14 protein-coding genes are annotated in these 16,050 nt (G+C 61.1%); 9 read left to right on the top strand and 5 right to left on the bottom strand.

Going from position 1 to position 16,050, the window contains the following annotated elements:
- Positions 1-3: 3 nt before the first annotated feature.
- A complete protein-coding gene (locus V8J63_RS07060) occupies positions 4-987 on the bottom strand; it encodes a TauD/TfdA family dioxygenase (protein WP_016773893.1) in 984 nt (327 codons plus the stop codon).
- A 35-nt stretch (positions 988-1,022) separates the two neighbouring features.
- Entirely contained in the window at positions 1,023-1,763 is a 741-nt protein-coding gene (locus tag V8J63_RS07055) for a thioesterase II family protein (protein WP_136493939.1), read from the bottom strand.
- Positions 1,764-1,899: 136 nt separating this feature from the next.
- Between V8J63_RS07055 and V8J63_RS07050 the strand changes: the two genes are divergently transcribed.
- Positions 1,900-3,033 (top strand): cupin-like domain-containing protein, encoded by a 1,134-nt coding sequence (locus V8J63_RS07050; protein WP_336463817.1) that lies wholly within the window; start codon positions 1,900-1,902, stop codon positions 3,031-3,033.
- A gap of 111 nt (positions 3,034-3,144) precedes the next feature.
- Here V8J63_RS07050 and V8J63_RS07045 read toward each other — a convergent pair whose 3' ends face one another.
- Positions 3,145-4,317, bottom strand: coding sequence for an MFS transporter (locus V8J63_RS07045; protein WP_281892087.1), 1,173 nt, complete (start codon positions 4,315-4,317; stop codon positions 3,145-3,147).
- Between the two features lie 244 nt (positions 4,318-4,561).
- Between V8J63_RS07045 and V8J63_RS07040 the strand changes: the two genes are divergently transcribed.
- The 5 genes from V8J63_RS07040 to V8J63_RS07020 all read left to right on the top strand — a co-directional run bounded on the left by V8J63_RS07040 (position 4,562) and on the right by V8J63_RS07020 (position 9,620).
- Complete coding sequence (locus V8J63_RS07040; RefSeq protein WP_130927410.1) at positions 4,562-5,566, top strand: family 2 encapsulin nanocompartment cargo protein terpene cyclase; 1,005 nt, start codon at positions 4,562-4,564, stop codon at positions 5,564-5,566.
- A gap of 89 nt (positions 5,567-5,655) precedes the next feature.
- Positions 5,656-6,456, top strand: coding sequence for a glucose 1-dehydrogenase (locus V8J63_RS07035; RefSeq protein WP_125918444.1), 801 nt, complete (start codon positions 5,656-5,658; stop codon positions 6,454-6,456).
- Complete coding sequence (locus V8J63_RS07030; RefSeq protein ID WP_130927411.1) at positions 6,449-8,275, top strand: glycoside hydrolase family 15 protein; 1,827 nt, start codon at positions 6,449-6,451, stop codon at positions 8,273-8,275. Before V8J63_RS07035 ends, V8J63_RS07030 begins: the two co-directional genes overlap by 8 nt.
- Before the next feature lie 310 nt (positions 8,276-8,585).
- Positions 8,586-8,975, top strand: coding sequence for a hypothetical protein (locus V8J63_RS07025; protein ID WP_336463816.1), 390 nt, complete (start codon positions 8,586-8,588; stop codon positions 8,973-8,975).
- Positions 8,976-8,987: 12 nt separating this feature from the next.
- The gene (locus V8J63_RS07020; RefSeq protein WP_130927413.1) at positions 8,988-9,620 is read left to right on the top strand and encodes a BRCT domain-containing protein; all 633 of its coding nucleotides are present in this window, start codon (positions 8,988-8,990) and stop codon (positions 9,618-9,620) included.
- A gap of 2 nt (positions 9,621-9,622) precedes the next feature.
- On the opposite strand, the gene V8J63_RS07015 is transcribed toward V8J63_RS07020, so the two are convergent.
- Positions 9,623-10,645 carry a GlxA family transcriptional regulator gene (locus tag V8J63_RS07015; protein ID WP_336463815.1) on the bottom strand — a complete coding sequence of 341 codons (1,023 nt, stop codon included), beginning with the start codon at positions 10,643-10,645 and terminating at the stop codon, positions 9,623-9,625.
- Between the two features lie 89 nt (positions 10,646-10,734).
- On the opposite strand from V8J63_RS07015, the gene inhA reads away from it, so the two are divergent.
- The 3 genes from inhA to V8J63_RS07000 all read left to right on the top strand — a co-directional run bounded on the left by inhA (position 10,735) and on the right by V8J63_RS07000 (position 14,090).
- A complete protein-coding gene (inhA, locus tag V8J63_RS07010) occupies positions 10,735-11,421 on the top strand; it encodes an isonitrile hydratase (protein WP_186565717.1) in 687 nt (228 codons plus the stop codon).
- Between the two features lie 209 nt (positions 11,422-11,630).
- Positions 11,631-12,422: a CPBP family intramembrane glutamic endopeptidase gene (locus V8J63_RS07005; RefSeq protein WP_336463814.1), complete on the top strand. Its 792-nt coding sequence runs from the start codon at positions 11,631-11,633 to the stop codon at positions 12,420-12,422.
- Positions 12,423-12,524: 102 nt separating this feature from the next.
- On the top strand, positions 12,525-14,090 hold the full coding sequence (locus tag V8J63_RS07000; protein WP_336463813.1) for a methyl-accepting chemotaxis protein: 1,566 nt from the start codon (positions 12,525-12,527) through the stop codon (positions 14,088-14,090).
- 727 nt (positions 14,091-14,817) lie between these two features.
- Here V8J63_RS07000 and V8J63_RS06995 read toward each other — a convergent pair.
- Complete coding sequence (locus V8J63_RS06995; protein ID WP_016773880.1) at positions 14,818-15,171, bottom strand: DUF6124 family protein; 354 nt, start codon at positions 15,169-15,171, stop codon at positions 14,818-14,820.
- Positions 15,172-16,050 lie beyond the last annotated feature (879 nt).

The following is a 16,050-nucleotide window of genomic DNA, read 5'->3' as shown; positions in this document are numbered from 1 at the left end:
CGCCTAACGCACGTCCTGCGAATGCCCCTCGGCCATCGCCACGATAACTTTGCGCGGCCCTTCGAACGGTGAGCGCGCGTGAGCCGAGAGCATGTTGTCGAGCATCAGCACATCGCCCTCCTGCCAGGGGAAACTGATCGCACAGTCGTCGAGCACCGCACGAATCTGCGCCAGCACTTCGTCTTCGATCGGCGAGCCGTCGCCGTAGTAGACATTACGTGGCAGGTCTTCTTCGTCGACGATGTCGAGCAAGCTTTCGCGCACGTCCGCTGGCAGGTTGGAGATGTGAAACAGGTGCGCCTGATTGAACCAGACGTGGTCGCCGGTCACCGGGTGCACCGCCACCGCCTGACAGGTCTGCCGCGTGCGTAGCTCACCGTCGTCCTTCCACTCGCAGACAATGCCGTGGGCCTTGCAGTAGGCCTCGACGACTTCGCGGTCTTCGGTGTTGAACACGTCTTCCCAAGCGACATCGAGGCCGTTGCCGAAGTTGCGCACATACATCAGGCCTTTACTGACGAAACGCTCGCGGATCGCCACGGGGATGCGCCGGTAGACTTCGCGGCTGTCGGCAATCGGCGTCTCGCCTCCGGACCTGGCAGCGATCATGCTGTAGAACCAGATCTTCATCGGCCAGTCGCGGGAATAGGCCTGTTCGTTGTGCAACGGAATGCTCTGGTGCGCCGGGTATTCGGTGGAGGTGTACACGCCTTGAGTGACGTTGGTGCGCGGCGTAGAGCCGAACTCGTAGTTCAGCAGCGGATGGCCGAAATTCGCGGCGAACTGGCGGAACTGCTCGGCGCCATCGAGGCGAAAACCGCGAAACAGCACGCCACCGTCGCGCAGCAGATGCTCGTCGACCAGCGCCTTCAATTCATCGAACACCGCCAGCAGGTCGGTGTCGGCATCGCCCGCCTCGACCAGCAGCGGCAAGCGCCCGCGCTGCGGCAGCAACGGCCGCACGGAAAATCCCAGAGCAACAGCCATGACTGGCCTCCTGAAAATGATAGATGAGTCGCGTCTCAGAACGCCGGTTGCGCGGCCTGCGCAAGGCGCCGGTGATGCACTTCCAGATGGGTCTTGATCGTGCGAATGACCCGCGCTTCGTGCTCATGAATGAAGAAATGCCCGCCGGTCATCATGTCCACCGAGAAACTGCCCAGGGTCTCTTTGCTCCAGCCGATCAGTTGTTCGGTGGTGGCGCGGTCTTCCTTGCCACCGAGCACGTGCACCGGGCAATTCAGCAAGGGCCGCTCGGCAGGCGTGAAGCGCCCGCACATCATGAAATCGGCGCGCAGCACCGGCAGGGTCAGGCTCATCAATTCCTCATTGGCGAGGATTTCTTCGCTGGTGCCCTGAAAGGTGCGCAACTGTTCGATGAGCTCTGCATCGCTGCGCGGTTCGGCAAAGCCGCGGTCGTAGTCGCTGCGCATGGACGGTGCGGCGGTGCCGGAGGCGAACAGCGCCAGCGGCTCCGGCACACCCGACTCGCGAAAGGCATGGGCCAGTTCGCAGGCGAGCAACGCACCGAGGCTATGCCCGAACAACGCATAAGGGCCTTGCAGCCCCGGCTTGTGCTCGCGCGCCAGTTGCCGCGCCAGTGCGCGCATGTCGGTTTGCAGGGGCTCATCGAACCGCGCGCCACGCCCCGGCAGTTCCACCGGTTGCAATTGCAGCCACGTTGGCAGTTGGCGCCGCCAGCGGCTGTAAACCATGGCGCTGGCACCCGAATAGGGCAGGCACAGCAATGTCAGCTTGGTCACCGCGCTTTCCTTGAAAAATGTGTCTGCAAGAAAGACGGATCACTCGCCGGACAAATTAGTCGCCCGGCCGCTAAATTCCCCCGCCAGCCGCTCGTTGCCTGTTCAGGAAAAAAACAACAATCGCGAGGGAATCACCGTGGACCTGCAGAGCATTCTGGGCAAGTTGTTCGCCAACGCCGGCGCGGTCGGCATCGAGGGGGTTTTCCAGTTCATTTTCAGCGCGCAGCAGGCGTACTGGTACGACATCAAGACCAGCCAGCGCACGGCAGTCGGGCGCCACCCGCGTCCGGACGTGACCATCGAAGTCGCGGAAAAGGATTTTCTCGGGATCATGGCCGGCGTGGTCAACGTCGAGGAACTGTTCGCCAGCGGTCGCTTGAAGATTGGCGGCAACATGGGCCTGGCGACGATGTTGCCGCAGATCATCGACCACGCTCGCCAGGGTGGCGGCACGGTGGCAAAGGTCGACATGAACAAGCGCTACCCGACGCCGCCACGCTTCAGCGAAAAGCTCACTGCCGCGCTGCCTCGCCAGACCAGCGTCGAACGTCGTGCGCGCGCCGAGTTGAGCCGGCACGAATTCGAAACCCGTTATCTGCCCAACGGCATTCCGCTGGTGATCAGCAATGCCCTGCACGACTGGCCGTTGTTCAGCCTGAGCCGTGAGGAATCGCTGGTGCATTTCGCCGAACTGCAAGGCATCACCCGCCATGGCGATTATGTGAAGAAGACCTTTTCCACCGAGCGTGATTTCCGCTCGACCTCGATGGCCGAGTTCATCGCCTCGCTGGACAGCCCGGCGGTCAAGGGCGCGGACGGCGAGCCGCCGGCGTACATGGGCAACAACATTCTGCCGGCGCAATTGCTGCAACAGATTCAATACCCGCCCTACTTCGACACCTCGCTGTTCATCCCGCCACGGATCTGGATCGGCCCCAAGGGCACGCTGACGCCGTTGCACCGCGATGACACCGACAACCTCTTCGCCCAGGTCTGGGGGCAGAAAAAATTCACCCTCGCCGCGCCGCATCACCGCGAAGCGCTGGGCACCTGGTCGACCGCGCCCAAGGGAGGTCTGGATGGCTGCGATTTCAACCCGGACGCGCCGGACTATGAACGTTTCCCGGCAGCGCGGGAGGTGACGTTTTTGCGGGTGACGCTGGAGGCTGGGGATCTGCTGTTTTTGCCAGAGGGCTGGTTCCATCAGGTGGAATCGGTGTCGACGTCGCTATCCGTCAACTTCTGGATCAACTCAGGACGAGGCTGGTAGCACCGCAAAATAACTGTGGGAGCGAGCCTGCTCGCGAATGCGTTGTATCAGGTATGAAGATATTTACTGACACACCGCCTTCGCGAGCAGGCTCGCTCCCACAGTGGAATTTCATTTCAAGTGACGGAAACTTTGAAACGCTGAAACCAGCACCACCGCCCCCGCCGCAATCGCCAGCCAGAATCCGCTGCGTGCGCCAAACGCATCCACCAGCGCGCCGGAACCGGCGGCGCCGATCGCCACGCCGATGCTCAGTCCGGTCACCAGCCAGGTCAGGCCTTCGGTGAGTTTTGCAGGTGGCACGATGCGTTCGATCAACGCCATCGCCACAATCAGCGTCGGTGAAAAGAACAGCCCGGCGATAAATACCGCGATCGACAAGCCAAGGATGTTGCTCGCCAAAAGCAGCGGCAGCGTGGTCACCGCCGTCGCCACGCCGCCGTAGAGAAACAGGCGCGGCAATGGCAGTTTCGAACGCATCGCACCGAAGGCGATGCCGGCCAGGCATGAGCCGATCGCGTACACCGACAAAACAATACTCGCCGCTGCCGGCTGGCCCTGATGTTGAGCGAAAGCGACGCTGACCACATCAATGACTCCGACGATCACGCCCATCGCCAGCATCAACGCCAGCAGCCATTGCACGTCGGTCGAGCGAATGATCGAGCCCTGATGCTGCGACTCCTGCACGTGCACGGGCGGCTCGGTGCTGCGCTGGGCGACAAACGCCGTCACGCCAATGGCCAGAGCCAACAGCGCCGCCAGCGGCCCGGCCTCGGGAAACACCGCAACCGACAAGCCCACCGACAGCGGTGGCCCGACGATAAAACACACTTCGTCGAGCACCGACTCCAGCGCATACGCCGTCTGCAATTGCGGCTGGCCACGGTAGATTTCGGTCCAGCGCGCCCGCACCATCGCCGACATGCTCGGCATGCACCCGGCCAGCGCGGCGAAGACGAACAACGTCCAGTCCGGCGCCTGCAAACGCGTGCACAGCAACAACATCAATAACCCGCCGCCACCGGTCAGCGCTGCGATTGGCAGCACCCGCCCCTGCCCATAACGGTCCACCAGCCGCGATACCTGCGGCGCGCAAAACGCCGTGGCCAAGGCAAACGTCGCCGCCACCGCACCCGCCAGCGCATAACCGCCGTTCAACTGCGCAAGCATGGTGATCAGGCCGATGCCGGTCATGGAAATCGGCATGCGCGCCAGCATCCCGGCCAGTACAAACGCACGGGCACCGGGGGCGGTGAACAATTCGCGGTAGGGATTTGCCATCGATTGCAGCCTCATCAGGGGCGGCCAAGTTGCCATAGCCTTGAATGCCGTGGAAGCGCGCAATTGTTAGCGGTCTGTGAAGGCCACTGATCTTTCCAGCGCTGAACGACGATGACCACTGGTCGAAAACCCACGCTGACCTGTCAGACCTGACAGGTGTGGTCCCTTGCCTTTTGCGCTTTGATGAGGCCTTGGATCTTCATGTGTCACCGTGAACCCTGCAAACGCACTCAGGAGCCTCGCCATGGACGAATCGTCAATGTTCGTCTCACCCGAAGCGGACAAAGTGCCCTGGGCCGTCCCCGCCCTGTATGGCTTGGCGCCCTTTCGCGACAACGCCGCGCTGGCAGACGAGGTGGATGATCGGCTGATGCCGTGGATCGAGCAGGTGGGGATTTTCCCGGGTCGGCAAGACAAAGTCCGCGCCATGGGTTTCGGTCGCTTCGCCATGCTGTGTCATACCGACACCGATGAGCCCGATCGGCTGTTGCTCGCGGCGCAATGTTTCGCCGCATTGTTCGCCGTGGACGACTACTACTGCGACGATGAGCGAACCGGGTCCGAACCCAGAATGGTCGGGCCGCGCCTTTCCCTGGCGCTGGCGGCGCTGGAACCGGTTTACCTGAGCGCACGGTTCCGCCCGGGGCTTGAGCAGGCCTTGAACAGCGATCCGGTGCTGGTCGCGCTGCGTGCCTATCTGAGGCGGGTCGAGACTTTCGCGACCGCGGCGCAGGTTGCCCGCGTTCGCCATGAAATCATTGCCATGTTCGTCACCATGACCGCCGAAGCGGCCTGGCGTATCGAAGGGCTCACGCCCGCGCTTTGGGAATATCTGGCTCAGCGTCAGGTCAACAGTTTTCTGCCGTGCCTGTCGCTGATCGACATCATCGGCGGGTATGAATTGCCCGCCAACGAATACAGCGCACCTGAGGTGCGGCGCGTCACGGCGCTGGCCGCCAGCGCCACGATCATTGCCAATGATCTGTTTTCCGCGCTGAAGGAACAGCAGGCCGGTATCGGCGATTTCAACCTGCCTTTGTTGCTGATCCAAGAACAGGGCTGCTCCCCCGCGCAGGCCATGGCGCAAAGTGCTGCCGTTCACGATGACATCATGCATCTGTATGAGGCGGCAGAACGGGCGGTATTACCGCACGCCTCCCTGCTGCTCAAACGCTATCTGCGCGGAATCAAGAGCTGGCTGGCCGGCAACGTCGAATGGCACCGCAGCAGTGGCCGCTATCAGGTCTGAAGCTGCCAACTTTTCATGGTTGCAGATGAACTCTCGCCACAGGCCATCAGTCAGCTACTTAAGTCTCTGGAACCAAGGCGCGAATCGTCATGCAGATTTCCCTCGCTCATCAGGTGGCGCTGGTCACTGGCGCCAGCTCCGGCATCGGCCATGCCGCCGCCAAAGCACTCGCTGCGGCCGGCGCTGCGGTCGTGATCAACTACAACAGCAGCGCCGAACCCGCCGAAGAACTGGCCGCGCAAATCAACGCCGAAGGCGGTAAGGCCCTCGCCATCGGCGCGGATGTTTCGAAAGAAGAAGATGTCGAGCGGCTGTTCGCCGAGACCGTCGAAGCCTTCGGCTCGCTGGACATTCTGGTGGCCAATTCCGGCCTGCAAAAAGACGCTGCCGCCGTGGACATGACGCTCGACGACTGGAACACGGTGATCGGCGTCAACCTCACCGGGCAGTTCCTCTGCGCACGGGCGGCGTTGCGGATTTTCCAGCGTCAGGGCGTGCGCGAAGGCGTTTCGCGCGCGGCGGGCAAGATCATTCACATGAGCTCGGTGCACCAGCGCATTCCATGGGCCGGGCATGTCAATTACGCGGCGTCCAAGGGCGGCGTCGATCAGTTGATGCAGAGCCTCGCCCAGGAAGTCAGCCACCAGCGCATCCGTATCAACAGCATCGCGCCCGGTGCGATCAGCACGGCCATCAACACAGAAGCCACTGAAGGCGCGGCCGGCGAAAAACTTCTTGAGTTGATTCCCTATGGACGCATTGGCGATGTCGAGGATGTTGCCAACGCAGTGGTTTTCCTCGCTTCCGACCTGTCCGATTACATCGTCGGCACCACCCTGTTCATCGATGGCGGGATGAGCCTCTATCCGGAGTTTCGCGGCAATGGCTGAGCCTGAAGTGGAACAACAAAGTCCCATCGGTGCCCACGGCATCATCGGCGACATGCGCAGCGCCGCACTGGTCAACGACAAGGGCAGCGTGGATTTTTTCTGCTGGCCGGAGTTCGACAGCCCGACGATCTTCTGCTCGCTGCTCGACACCCCTGAAGCAGGGATTTTCCAGCTCGCGCCGGACTTGCCGGATGCACGCCGGGAACAGATTTATCTGCCCGACACCAACGTCTTGCAGACCCGTTGGCTGAGCGAACACGCGGTGGTGGAAATCACCGATCTGCTGCCCATCGGTGACGATGTCGACGCCCTGCCCCTGCTGATGCGCCGGGTGCGCGTAGTCAGCGGCTCAGCAACGTTCAACCTGCGTTGCGCAGTGCGCCACGACTATGGTCGCGCCGACACCCGGGCAGAGATCGACGCAAAGTACGTGACGTTCCACGCCGCTGGCCAGCCGTCGATACGCCTGGCTTCAGATCAGCCACTGCAGATCGACGCGCAAGCGGCCGTCGCGCAATTCACCCTCGAGCACAATGAAACCGCCGCATTCATGCTCGGCGGCAGCGACGATCCGCGTTTTGCCGAAGGTGCTGCCGAATTGTGCATGGAGCGCACCCTCAAATACTGGCGTGGCTGGATCGGCCAATCCAACTATCGCGGGCGCTGGCGGGAAATCGTCAATCGCTCCGCCCTCGCCCTGAAACTGCTGACCTCACGCCGCCACGGTGCAATCCTCGCCGCTGCCACTTTCGGCCTGCCGGAAACTCCCGGCGGCGAGCGCAATTGGGATTACCGCTACACGTGGATCCGCGACGCTTCGTTCACGGTTTACGCGTTCATGCGCCTGGGCTTTGTCGATGAAGCCAACCACTACATGCAATGGCTGCGCGGACGGGTCAGCGATTGCTGCGGCAAACCTATGAAACTCAACATCCTCTATGCCATCGACGGCCAGCAGGAATTGCCGGAAACCGAACTCACGCACCTGTCCGGTCACGGCGGCGCGCAACCGGTGCGCATCGGCAACGGCGCTTATGATCAGATCCAGCTGGATATCTTCGGCGAGCTGATGGATGCGGTGTATCTGGTCAACAAATACGGCGACGCCATTTCCCACGAAGGCTGGCGGCACGTCGGCGAAGTGGTCGATCAGGTCTGCGAGACCTGGCAGAGCGAAGATGTCGGCATCTGGGAGATGCGCGGCGAGACTCATCATTTCCTGCACTCGCGGCTGATGTGCTGGGTGGCGCTGGACCGGGCGATCCGCCTGGCTTCCAAGCGCTCGCTGCCGGCGCCATTCGCCCGTTGGGATCAGACCCGGCAAGCGATCTACACCGACATCTGGGACAACTTCTGGGATGAGGAACGCGGGCATTTCGTTCAGTACAAGGGCGGCACCGCGCTGGACGGCTCGATGCTGCTGATGCCGCTGGTGCGTTTCGTCAGCGCCAAGGATCCGCGCTGGCTGTCGACTCTGGAAGCGATCGAAAAAACCCTGGTGCGCGACGGCATGGTCTATCGCTATCGCAACGAAGACGCCAACATCGATGGCCTCAGCGGCACCGAAGGCGCGTTCGCCGCGTGCTCGTTCTGGTACGTCGAATGCCTGGCCCGCGCCGGCCAGGTGGAAAAAGCCCACTTGGAGTTCGAGCAATTGCTGCGATATGCCAATCCGCTTGGGCTGTACGCCGAAGAGTTCGACAGCCATGGCCGGCATCTGGGCAACACGCCGCAAGCGCTGACGCATCTGGCGTTGATCAGTGCGGCGAGTTTTCTCGATCGAAAATTGAGTGGCGAAAAGAGCTCCTGGCAGCCCTAGCGCTGACCGTTTTTTCGCCAGCGCTTGTCAGACCGATCCCTGATCGACAGGTATGTTTCCACAACGGGCCTGCATGCCAGACAACTGGCTCAGGCCCATCCCCGTCGTCGAACCCGTGCGCCGTTTACGTCTGGCGACAGTCTGTGTAAAAACCGCGTCTCAAAAACTACTCACGTCACGTTGAAACACTTCGCGCAACGTACGCTTACACGCCGAAATACCTTGTTGCCAGCCGAAACATCCACCCCTACCATCCAACGCAACGGGCACAGCGGAGCTGTCCAACCACCCCCGAATTCAAGGAAGCGGAATGCCTCACCACGTCCAGCGCAACATCGACTCCCCTCCTCGCACCGGGCTGAGCCGCACCCAGCTCTGGGAAGCCGCCGACAAGGGCTTGATCAAATGCTGGGAAATCGGCCGCCAGCGCGCCGAACGCTTTCCCGAACTGGCCCGGCGCTGCCTGGCCGGCGAATTGCCGGTGCTTGGCTGGAAGGGTGGCGTCAGTCGCAGCCTGAAGAAAAACGAGAAATACGGCTCACTGAAATATCTGGCGCAGTGGCAGGGACTGCGTGGCGAAGATCTGGATATCGATCTGGCGCAGGAGCGTGCGCTGACGTGCTCACGGACGAAGATGAAGGTGACGTTTACGCCGGATCGGACGAAGTATTTCAATCAGGTCGCGGAAGTTGAGGCTTAAGGAGAGGCAGAGATGGTCGATTTACATCAGGAGTTTCAAAGCAGCGGTTTCTTTCACGAAGCGCGTATTGATCGTCGCTCTGCGGATGCCTTGGTTGGTGTCGCAGCGGGACTTGCCGCCGACGGCAAGATCAACCAGCAAGAAGCAGAATTTCTCAAGACATGGATTGAAACTCATCTGGTTCATCTAAGCGATCCGGTGGTTAACATCCTTTACAAGCGCCTTGCCGAGATGCTCAGCGATGGCGTGCTGGATTCGGATGAATCAGTGGAGCTATTGGGAATGCTTCATCAGTTTGCCGGGCTGCCCGTAGGATCAATCCAAACCTTTACAGCGCCAAATGCCCTACCCTTCGATAATCCTTTCCCAACCTTGAGCTGGACGGATCGCGTCTTTCTTTTTACCGGCGTCATGGCTTACGGGCCGCGCAAGGAATGCGAATTGCGCGTGACTGAGCGAGGAGGACTGATTGGTGGCGCCGTCAGCAAAAAAATTCATTATCTGGTGGTAGGCAGCATCGGTAATGACCAATGGCTTCACAGTACCTACGGCACCAAGATCAAAAAAGCCGTCGAACTTCGGGACAGCGGCGTACCGATAGCAATCATCAGTGAAGACCATTGGCAAAAAGTGTTGTTTGGCTAGCCTTAGGTCATTGGTCGATCTTCATCAATAGGACCCAAAACGCCTGAAGGCATTGGATCTGCTGCAACACTGACCGAAAACCGCTCCCGATAAGCCTGCGGTGTCACGCCAATGGCACGGAGAAAACTGCGCCGCAGCGTCTCTTCGCTGCCAAAGCCGCAATTGCCGGCGATGCGTTTCACCGGCAAACCGGTATCGCTGAGCAGTCGGCGGGCGGTTTCGACGCGGATCAATTCGATCGCCCGCGCCGGGGTCTGGCCGGTGTCGGCGCGGTAGTGGCGGATAAAACTGCGTTCGCTCATGCCGGCCTGTTCGGCGAGGGTCGGGATGCCGAGGTCGCAGGTCAGGTTCTCGGCGATCCAGGCGTGCAGTTCATCGAAGCGATTCCCCTGTTGTTGCAGCGACAGCGTCACGCTGAATTGCGACTGCCCGCCCGGGCGTTTCAGGAAGACGACCAGGTGCCGGGCGACGTCGAGGGCGATGTCGCGGCCGAGGTCTTCTTCGACCATGGCCAGCGCCAGATCGATGCCGGCCGTGACCCCGGCCGAGGTCCACACCGGGCCGTCGTTGATGAAAATCGGATTGGCTTCCACGTGCAGATTCGGATGTTGCGCGGCCAGTTGCTCGCAGCGCGTCCAGTGGGTGACCACGCGGCGGCCATCGAGCCAGCCGCTGGCGGCGAGCAGAAAGGCCCCGGTGCACACCGAAGCCACGCGCCGGCAATGAGTGCCGTGCTCGCGCACCCAGTCGACCAGTTGCGAGTCTTCGGCGGCGGGATAAATGCCCCAGCCGCCGGCGATAATCAAGGTGTCGCTGGGCGTTTGCGGCAACGGTTCGGCCAGCACCGCCAGGCCCGCCGACGACATCACCGCCCCGCCGCCGCTGGCGATCACGCTCGGCGCATAGGGCGTCGGCAAACCACGCTGGCGGGCCAGATCGTTGGCCGAGGCGAACACCTGCAACGGCCCGGTAACATCGAGAATCTGCATGTTGGCGAACGCGAGGACGTGAATGGCTTTAGGCATTTGGCGTAATTCGTGGGGTGATTGGCGTATGCGCCAGAACCTACGCGCCTACAGTGCAGTCGTCCACTTCTTTCAACGGAGCAAGAACGATGCCGCTGCAGATCGGTTTTCTGTTATTCCCGCAGGTTCAGCAACTCGACCTGACCGGCCCTTACGACGTACTCGCCTCGTTGCCCGGCGTGCAGGTGCACCTGATCTGGAAGGACCTGATGCCGGTGACGTCCAGCACCGGCCTGCTGCTGAAACCGACTACTACTTTCGAGGATTGTCCGGATCTGGATGTGATCTGCGTGCCCGGCGGCAGTGGCGTCGGGCCGCTGATGGAAGATCAGCAGACGCTGGATTTCATCAAGCGCCAGGCCGCGCAGGCACGTTATGTGACCTCGGTGTGCACCGGCTCGCTGGTGCTCGGCGCGGCGGGTTTGTTGCAGGGCAAGCGCGCGACCACGCATTGGGCGTATCACCAGTTGCTGCCGACCCTGGGCGCGGTTGCGGTGAAGGATCGGGTGGTACGCGACGGCAATCTGTTTACCGGCGGCGGGATCACTGCTGGCATCGATTTCGCCTTGGTGCTGGCGGCGGAACTGGTCGATGCCGATACGGCGCAACTGGTGCAGTTGCAACTGGAATATGCCCCGGCACCGCCGTTCAACGCCGGCAGTCCGGAGGTGGCGCCAAGTGCGGTGGTCGATGAGGCGCGGTTGCGCGCGGCGCCTTCGTTGAAGCTGCGTACGGAAATTACCGAGCGCGCGGCGGCCAAACTGGGCCTGCGCTGATATCCAGCCGAATGCAAAACCTGTGGGAGCGAGCCTGCTCGCGAAGGCGGAGTGTCAGTCGCCAGTGACGTCATCTGGAAGACCGCTTTCGCGAGCAGGCTCGCTCCCACATTTGATTTGTGTCTGGCATGACTGCCACACCTTCACTTGTCCCACCTCCCTCGCCCGTGTAGAAAGCCCCTTCCAGAAATCTCGCACAAGGACTTTCGATGAAGGCGCTGCCCTGGCTCTATCTCGCGCTGCTCGGCCTCGGTTACGGATTGGCCCTGAGCTACGGCCAGCTCGGTTGGCTGGCGTTGATCTCCGTGGGGCTTTTGCTGTTCGCCGCGTTCGCCGTGCGTCAGCAAGAGGTGCCGGTCGCGCGTTGGCTCGGCCATGGCCTGTTCATCGTTCTGGCCGTGGCACTGGCGCTGCACTGGCTGCCGGGCTTCGCCAACGGCCGGGTAATCAATCCGCAACGTTTTACTGACAACGCGGTGCCGTTCGCGATGTACCTCAATCTCGACAAACCGCTGGTGGGCTTCTGGTTGCTGCTGGTTTGTCCGTGGATTGTCGCGCGGCGTTCGTTGCGCCTGACGGTCTATGCCACCGCCCTCGCCCTGACGCTGTGCGCGATTCTCGCCCTCGGCGGCGCATTGTTGCTCGGCGTAATCGCCTGGGCGCCGAAGTGGCCGAATCAGGCCTGGCTGTGGGTGCTGAACAATCTGCTGCTGGTGACGCTGGTCGAGGAAGCGCTGTTTCGCGGCTATATACAGGGCGGGCTGAGCCGTCGCTTCAAGCACCTGCCCTACGGCGACAACCTCGCGCTGCTGTTGGCCTCGCTGTTGTTTGGTCTGGTGCATGCCGGCGCTGGCTGGACCTGGGTGTTGCTGGCGGGACTGGCCGGGGTCGGCTATGGTCTGGCTTACCGTTTCGGCGGACTGGGCGCGGCGATCGCCACCCATTTCGGCCTGAACCTGCTGCACTTCGGCCTGTTCACTTATCCGATGCTGGCCAGTTGACGCAAGCGCGGTTTTGCGACGGCGTACTTAAATCTGAAAAAAAACTTCAATAAAAACCTGTCGGCGCCGACAACCATTCAAAGCCTTGCGGATTGAAAAACCATGCGTAACAACCAGCCCATTACACAACGCGAGCGGACCTTTCCAGCTCAGCAACGGTTGATTTCCACCACCGATGCCAAGGGCGTGATCACCTACTGCAACGACCACTTTGTCGAGATCAGCGGGTTTTCGCGAGAGGAACTGATCCGTGCGCCGCACAATCTGGTCCGTCACCCTGACGTGCCGTCGGCGGTGTTCTCGCATATGTGGGGCACACTGAAACAAGGCTTGCCATGGATGGGCATCGTCAAGAATCGCTGCAAATCCGGTGACCACTATTGGGTTAACGCCTATGTAACACCGGTGTTCGAAGGCAATCAGGTGATCGGTTACGAGTCGGTGCGCGTCAAGCCCACCGCCGAACAGATCCGCCGCGCCGAAGCGCTCTACCAACGCATCAACCAGGGCAAGTCGGCGATTCCTTCGACGGACAAATGGCTGCCGCTCCTGCAGGACTGGCTGCCGTTCATTCTGGTCAGCCAGCTGAGCTTCATGATCGGCGCGACGCTGAACTCGCAGTGGGGCTTTGCCCTCGCCGCAGCGCTGTCGGTGCCGCTGGGCCTGATGGGCCTGCAATGGCAGCAACGCGGGCTCAAACGCCTGCTGCGCCTGGCCGAACAGACCACCTCCGACCCGCTGATCGCGCAGATGTACACCGACAGCCGTGGCGCCCAGGCGCGTCTGGAAATGTCGATTCTCAGCCAGGAAGCACGCCTGAAAACCTGCCTGACCCGCCTGCAAGACACCGCCGAGCACTTGACGGAACAGGCCAAGCAGTCCGACGCCCTGGCACACAACAGCTCAACCGGCCTGGAACGCCAGCGCGTGGAAACCGAACAGGTCGCCACCGCCGTCAACCAGATGGCCGCCACCACCCAGGAAGTCGCCAGCCACGTACAGCGCACCGCTGACGCCACCCAGGAAGCCAACCGCCTGACCGGCCGCGGCCGCGACATTGCCGGGGAAACCCGCGAAGCGATTCAGCGCCTGTCGGTGGTCGTCGGCGAAACCGGCCTGACCGTAACGCAACTGGCCAAGGACAGCGACGAAATCGGCGGCGTGGTCGACGTGATCAAAGGCATCGCCGACCAGACCAACCTGCTCGCCCTCAACGCCGCCATCGAGGCTGCGCGTGCCGGCGAAATGGGCCGAGGTTTTGCGGTCGTGGCTGACGAAGTCCGTCAACTGGCGCAACGCACCAGCGAATCCACCGGGCAGATTCATGCCCTCATCGCCAAGTTGCAACAGACTGCCTCCAGCGCCGTGCAGACCATGGAAGCCGGGCATCGCCAGGCTGAAGAAGGCGTGGCGCGGGTACTGGAAGCGGATCAGGCACTGGTCGGCATCAGCGAAGCGGTGGCCAACATCACCGACATGACAACGCAGATCGCCGCCGCGACCGAAGAGCAAAGTGCCGTGGCTGAAGAGATCAGCCGTAACATCAGCAATATCTCGGAACTGGCGGATCAGACGTCCGAGCAAGCGCATAACTCGGCGTTGTTGAGTGAAGAGCTGACGAAGACGGCCAACACGCAGTATTCGTTGGTGGCGCGGTTTAACCGCTGATTGAACTGGCGACAAAAAAAAACCCGGAAAGCGAGAGCCTCCGGGTTTTTGTTGCTTGCCTGAAAGTGATGGCACTTGGCAGACCGCTTTCTCGAGCAAGCTCGCTCACATATTGGAACTGCTTGGGACCACAGTTTGTGTCCGACGACAATCCCCTGTGGGAGCGAGCCTGCTCGCGAAGAGGCCTTCTATGCCGACGTCGATCTCACTCAAGCAAAACAGATACTGCCTACAACTGCGCCAGAACGAGCCGACTGGTGCTCGCTGAGGCTAGGTTCTATCGTTTGCCGGTCGCTACTCAGTCACGCATACCGGCCAGCATGAATACAACCCCCGCCCGAAAACCCGCTAAACCGAAAGTTCGAGATGAGCTGACATTCCTTGATGTTCGGCAAGCCGCACGTGATGGGCAGAAAGTGTTCGATACATTTGTGATCACTGGCTGGTTTCCCATTACCGGTAAATCAAAAAGATCGCCGCCTTCGGCAGCTCCTGCTCGGTCACTGTAGGAGCCGCCGAAGGCTGCGATCTTTTGATCCTGGAAGCCCGGACCGCGAAAGCTGTCCGGGCTTTTTGTTCTTGATCTGAAATTTTGGTGTTTGGCAAGCCGCCATCGCGAGCAGGCTCACTCCTACACTGGATCTGCGGTGACCACAGATTAGATGCCAGACACCAATCCTCTGTGGGAGCGAGCCTGCTCGCGAAGAGGCCATTACAGCCAACGAAATTATTGAGGCAACTTCAGCTTATCCAGCAGTCGATTGACCAACAGTTCATTGAGCATGATCACCTGTTGCAGCGCCAGCAGTGGTTTGCGTTCCGGGCCGCCTATTGAGTTGGCGATGTTACCGGCCATGGCATGCGCGTATGAAAGCGACTCGCAGGCCTCAACCAACAGGGTTTCGTCATCCAGCGTGGGGTCCACGACATAGATCGGGCGATATTTTGGAGAGCTTGGTGGAGCGGCCAGATCTTCGGGTTTGAGGTAGTAATCGAGGGCGCGGTCGGTGGCTTCCTGGATTTTTTGCGGGTCGAGTGCGCGGTCGTGGGAGGGTGGCGGGTTGGGGGTGACTTTGAACATGATGAAACTCCTATTGCAGATTCAAGGAGCCATCACCTTCGCTACCAAACGAGGGTGGCGGCCATACGCGGGTTGGTAGACCGGCTGCAATAGGAACCCGGCGCCCGCTAACGAGCCCCACGCATGACCACCATATAAACCGAGCCCCCAAAAAAAGGACGGTCTGAAGGCGTAGACATACGGCCATTACAGACGGGCTACCAAACCCGATCACTGCTTTTTGTCAGTGACCGAGAAACGATATAGCCAACCTCATGGCGCGTAAGCCGGCGGATTCTGGCGTAGGCGTAGGCAATGGCGCAAGGAGTTGTAGCCGGGATGGCGTAACGGATCGTGTAGTTTAAACGTGGCTATTTGATGATGTTTAAGTGCAGGGATTGCCTCTGACAGGCAGGTGGCTTGATGTCGTCTGGAAGGGAGCTTTCGCGAGCAGGCTCGCTCCCACATTTGGATCGGGTACATCAGTGGGGGATTGGTCGACTTGGAGGCTGCCATCGCTGGCAAGCCAGCTCCCACAGGGATTGAGTCCGGCCGGTAGATAGTGGTCGGCTGTCAGGCCGCCTTCGCGAGCAAGCTCGCTCCCACAGAAAAGCAAAACAGCGCAGCTGCCCGCGGTAAAGCCGCACCACTCAACAATGAGCGTTAGCTCGCGTGCTCTCCCACAGGCATTGAGTCCGGCCGGTGGATAATGGCCGGTTGTCAGGGCGTCATCGCGAGCAGGCTCACTCCTACAGTTGGACTGGGTACAACCACAAGAATCAGGTCGGCTGTCAGGCCGCCTTCGCGAGCAAGCTCTCTCCCACAGAAAAGCAAAGCAGCGCAGCTGCCCGCGGCGAAGCCGCCCCACTCAACAATGAGCGCAAGCTCGAGTACCGCTTT

Origin of the sequence: Pseudomonas sp. CCNWLW23 (genome assembly GCF_037095675.1) — a bacterium.
Taxonomy (GTDB): Bacteria; Pseudomonadota; Gammaproteobacteria; order Pseudomonadales; family Pseudomonadaceae; genus Aquipseudomonas; species Aquipseudomonas atacamensis.
Note: the sequence above shows the minus strand (reverse complement) of the source record. Positions and strands in the feature narration are given on the sequence as shown.

Bases quoted from the DNA above. Each gene is read 5' to 3' on its own strand.
- V8J63_RS07060 (WP_016773893.1), bottom strand. From the start codon at position 987: ATGGCTGTTGCTCTGGGATTTTCCGTGCGGCCGTTGCTGCCGCAGCGC.
- V8J63_RS07045 (WP_281892087.1), bottom strand. From the start codon at position 4,317: ATGGCAAATCCCTACCGCGAATTGTTCACCGCCCCCGGTGCCCGTGCG.
- V8J63_RS07040 (WP_130927410.1), top strand. From the start codon at position 4,562: ATGGACGAATCGTCAATGTTCGTCTCACCCGAAGCGGACAAAGTGCCC.
- V8J63_RS07035 (WP_125918444.1), top strand. From the start codon at position 5,656: ATGCAGATTTCCCTCGCTCATCAGGTGGCGCTGGTCACTGGCGCCAGC.
- V8J63_RS07030 (WP_130927411.1), top strand. From the start codon at position 6,449: ATGGCTGAGCCTGAAGTGGAACAACAAAGTCCCATCGGTGCCCACGGC.
- V8J63_RS07025 (WP_336463816.1), top strand. From the start codon at position 8,586: ATGCCTCACCACGTCCAGCGCAACATCGACTCCCCTCCTCGCACCGGG.
- V8J63_RS07020 (WP_130927413.1), top strand. From the start codon at position 8,988: ATGGTCGATTTACATCAGGAGTTTCAAAGCAGCGGTTTCTTTCACGAA.
- V8J63_RS07015 (WP_336463815.1), bottom strand. From the start codon at position 10,645: ATGCCTAAAGCCATTCACGTCCTCGCGTTCGCCAACATGCAGATTCTC.
- inhA (WP_186565717.1), top strand. From the start codon at position 10,735: ATGCCGCTGCAGATCGGTTTTCTGTTATTCCCGCAGGTTCAGCAACTC.
- V8J63_RS07005 (WP_336463814.1), top strand. From the start codon at position 11,631: ATGAAGGCGCTGCCCTGGCTCTATCTCGCGCTGCTCGGCCTCGGTTAC.
- V8J63_RS07000 (WP_336463813.1), top strand. From the start codon at position 12,525: ATGCGTAACAACCAGCCCATTACACAACGCGAGCGGACCTTTCCAGCT.
- V8J63_RS06995 (WP_016773880.1), bottom strand. From the start codon at position 15,171: ATGTTCAAAGTCACCCCCAACCCGCCACCCTCCCACGACCGCGCACTC.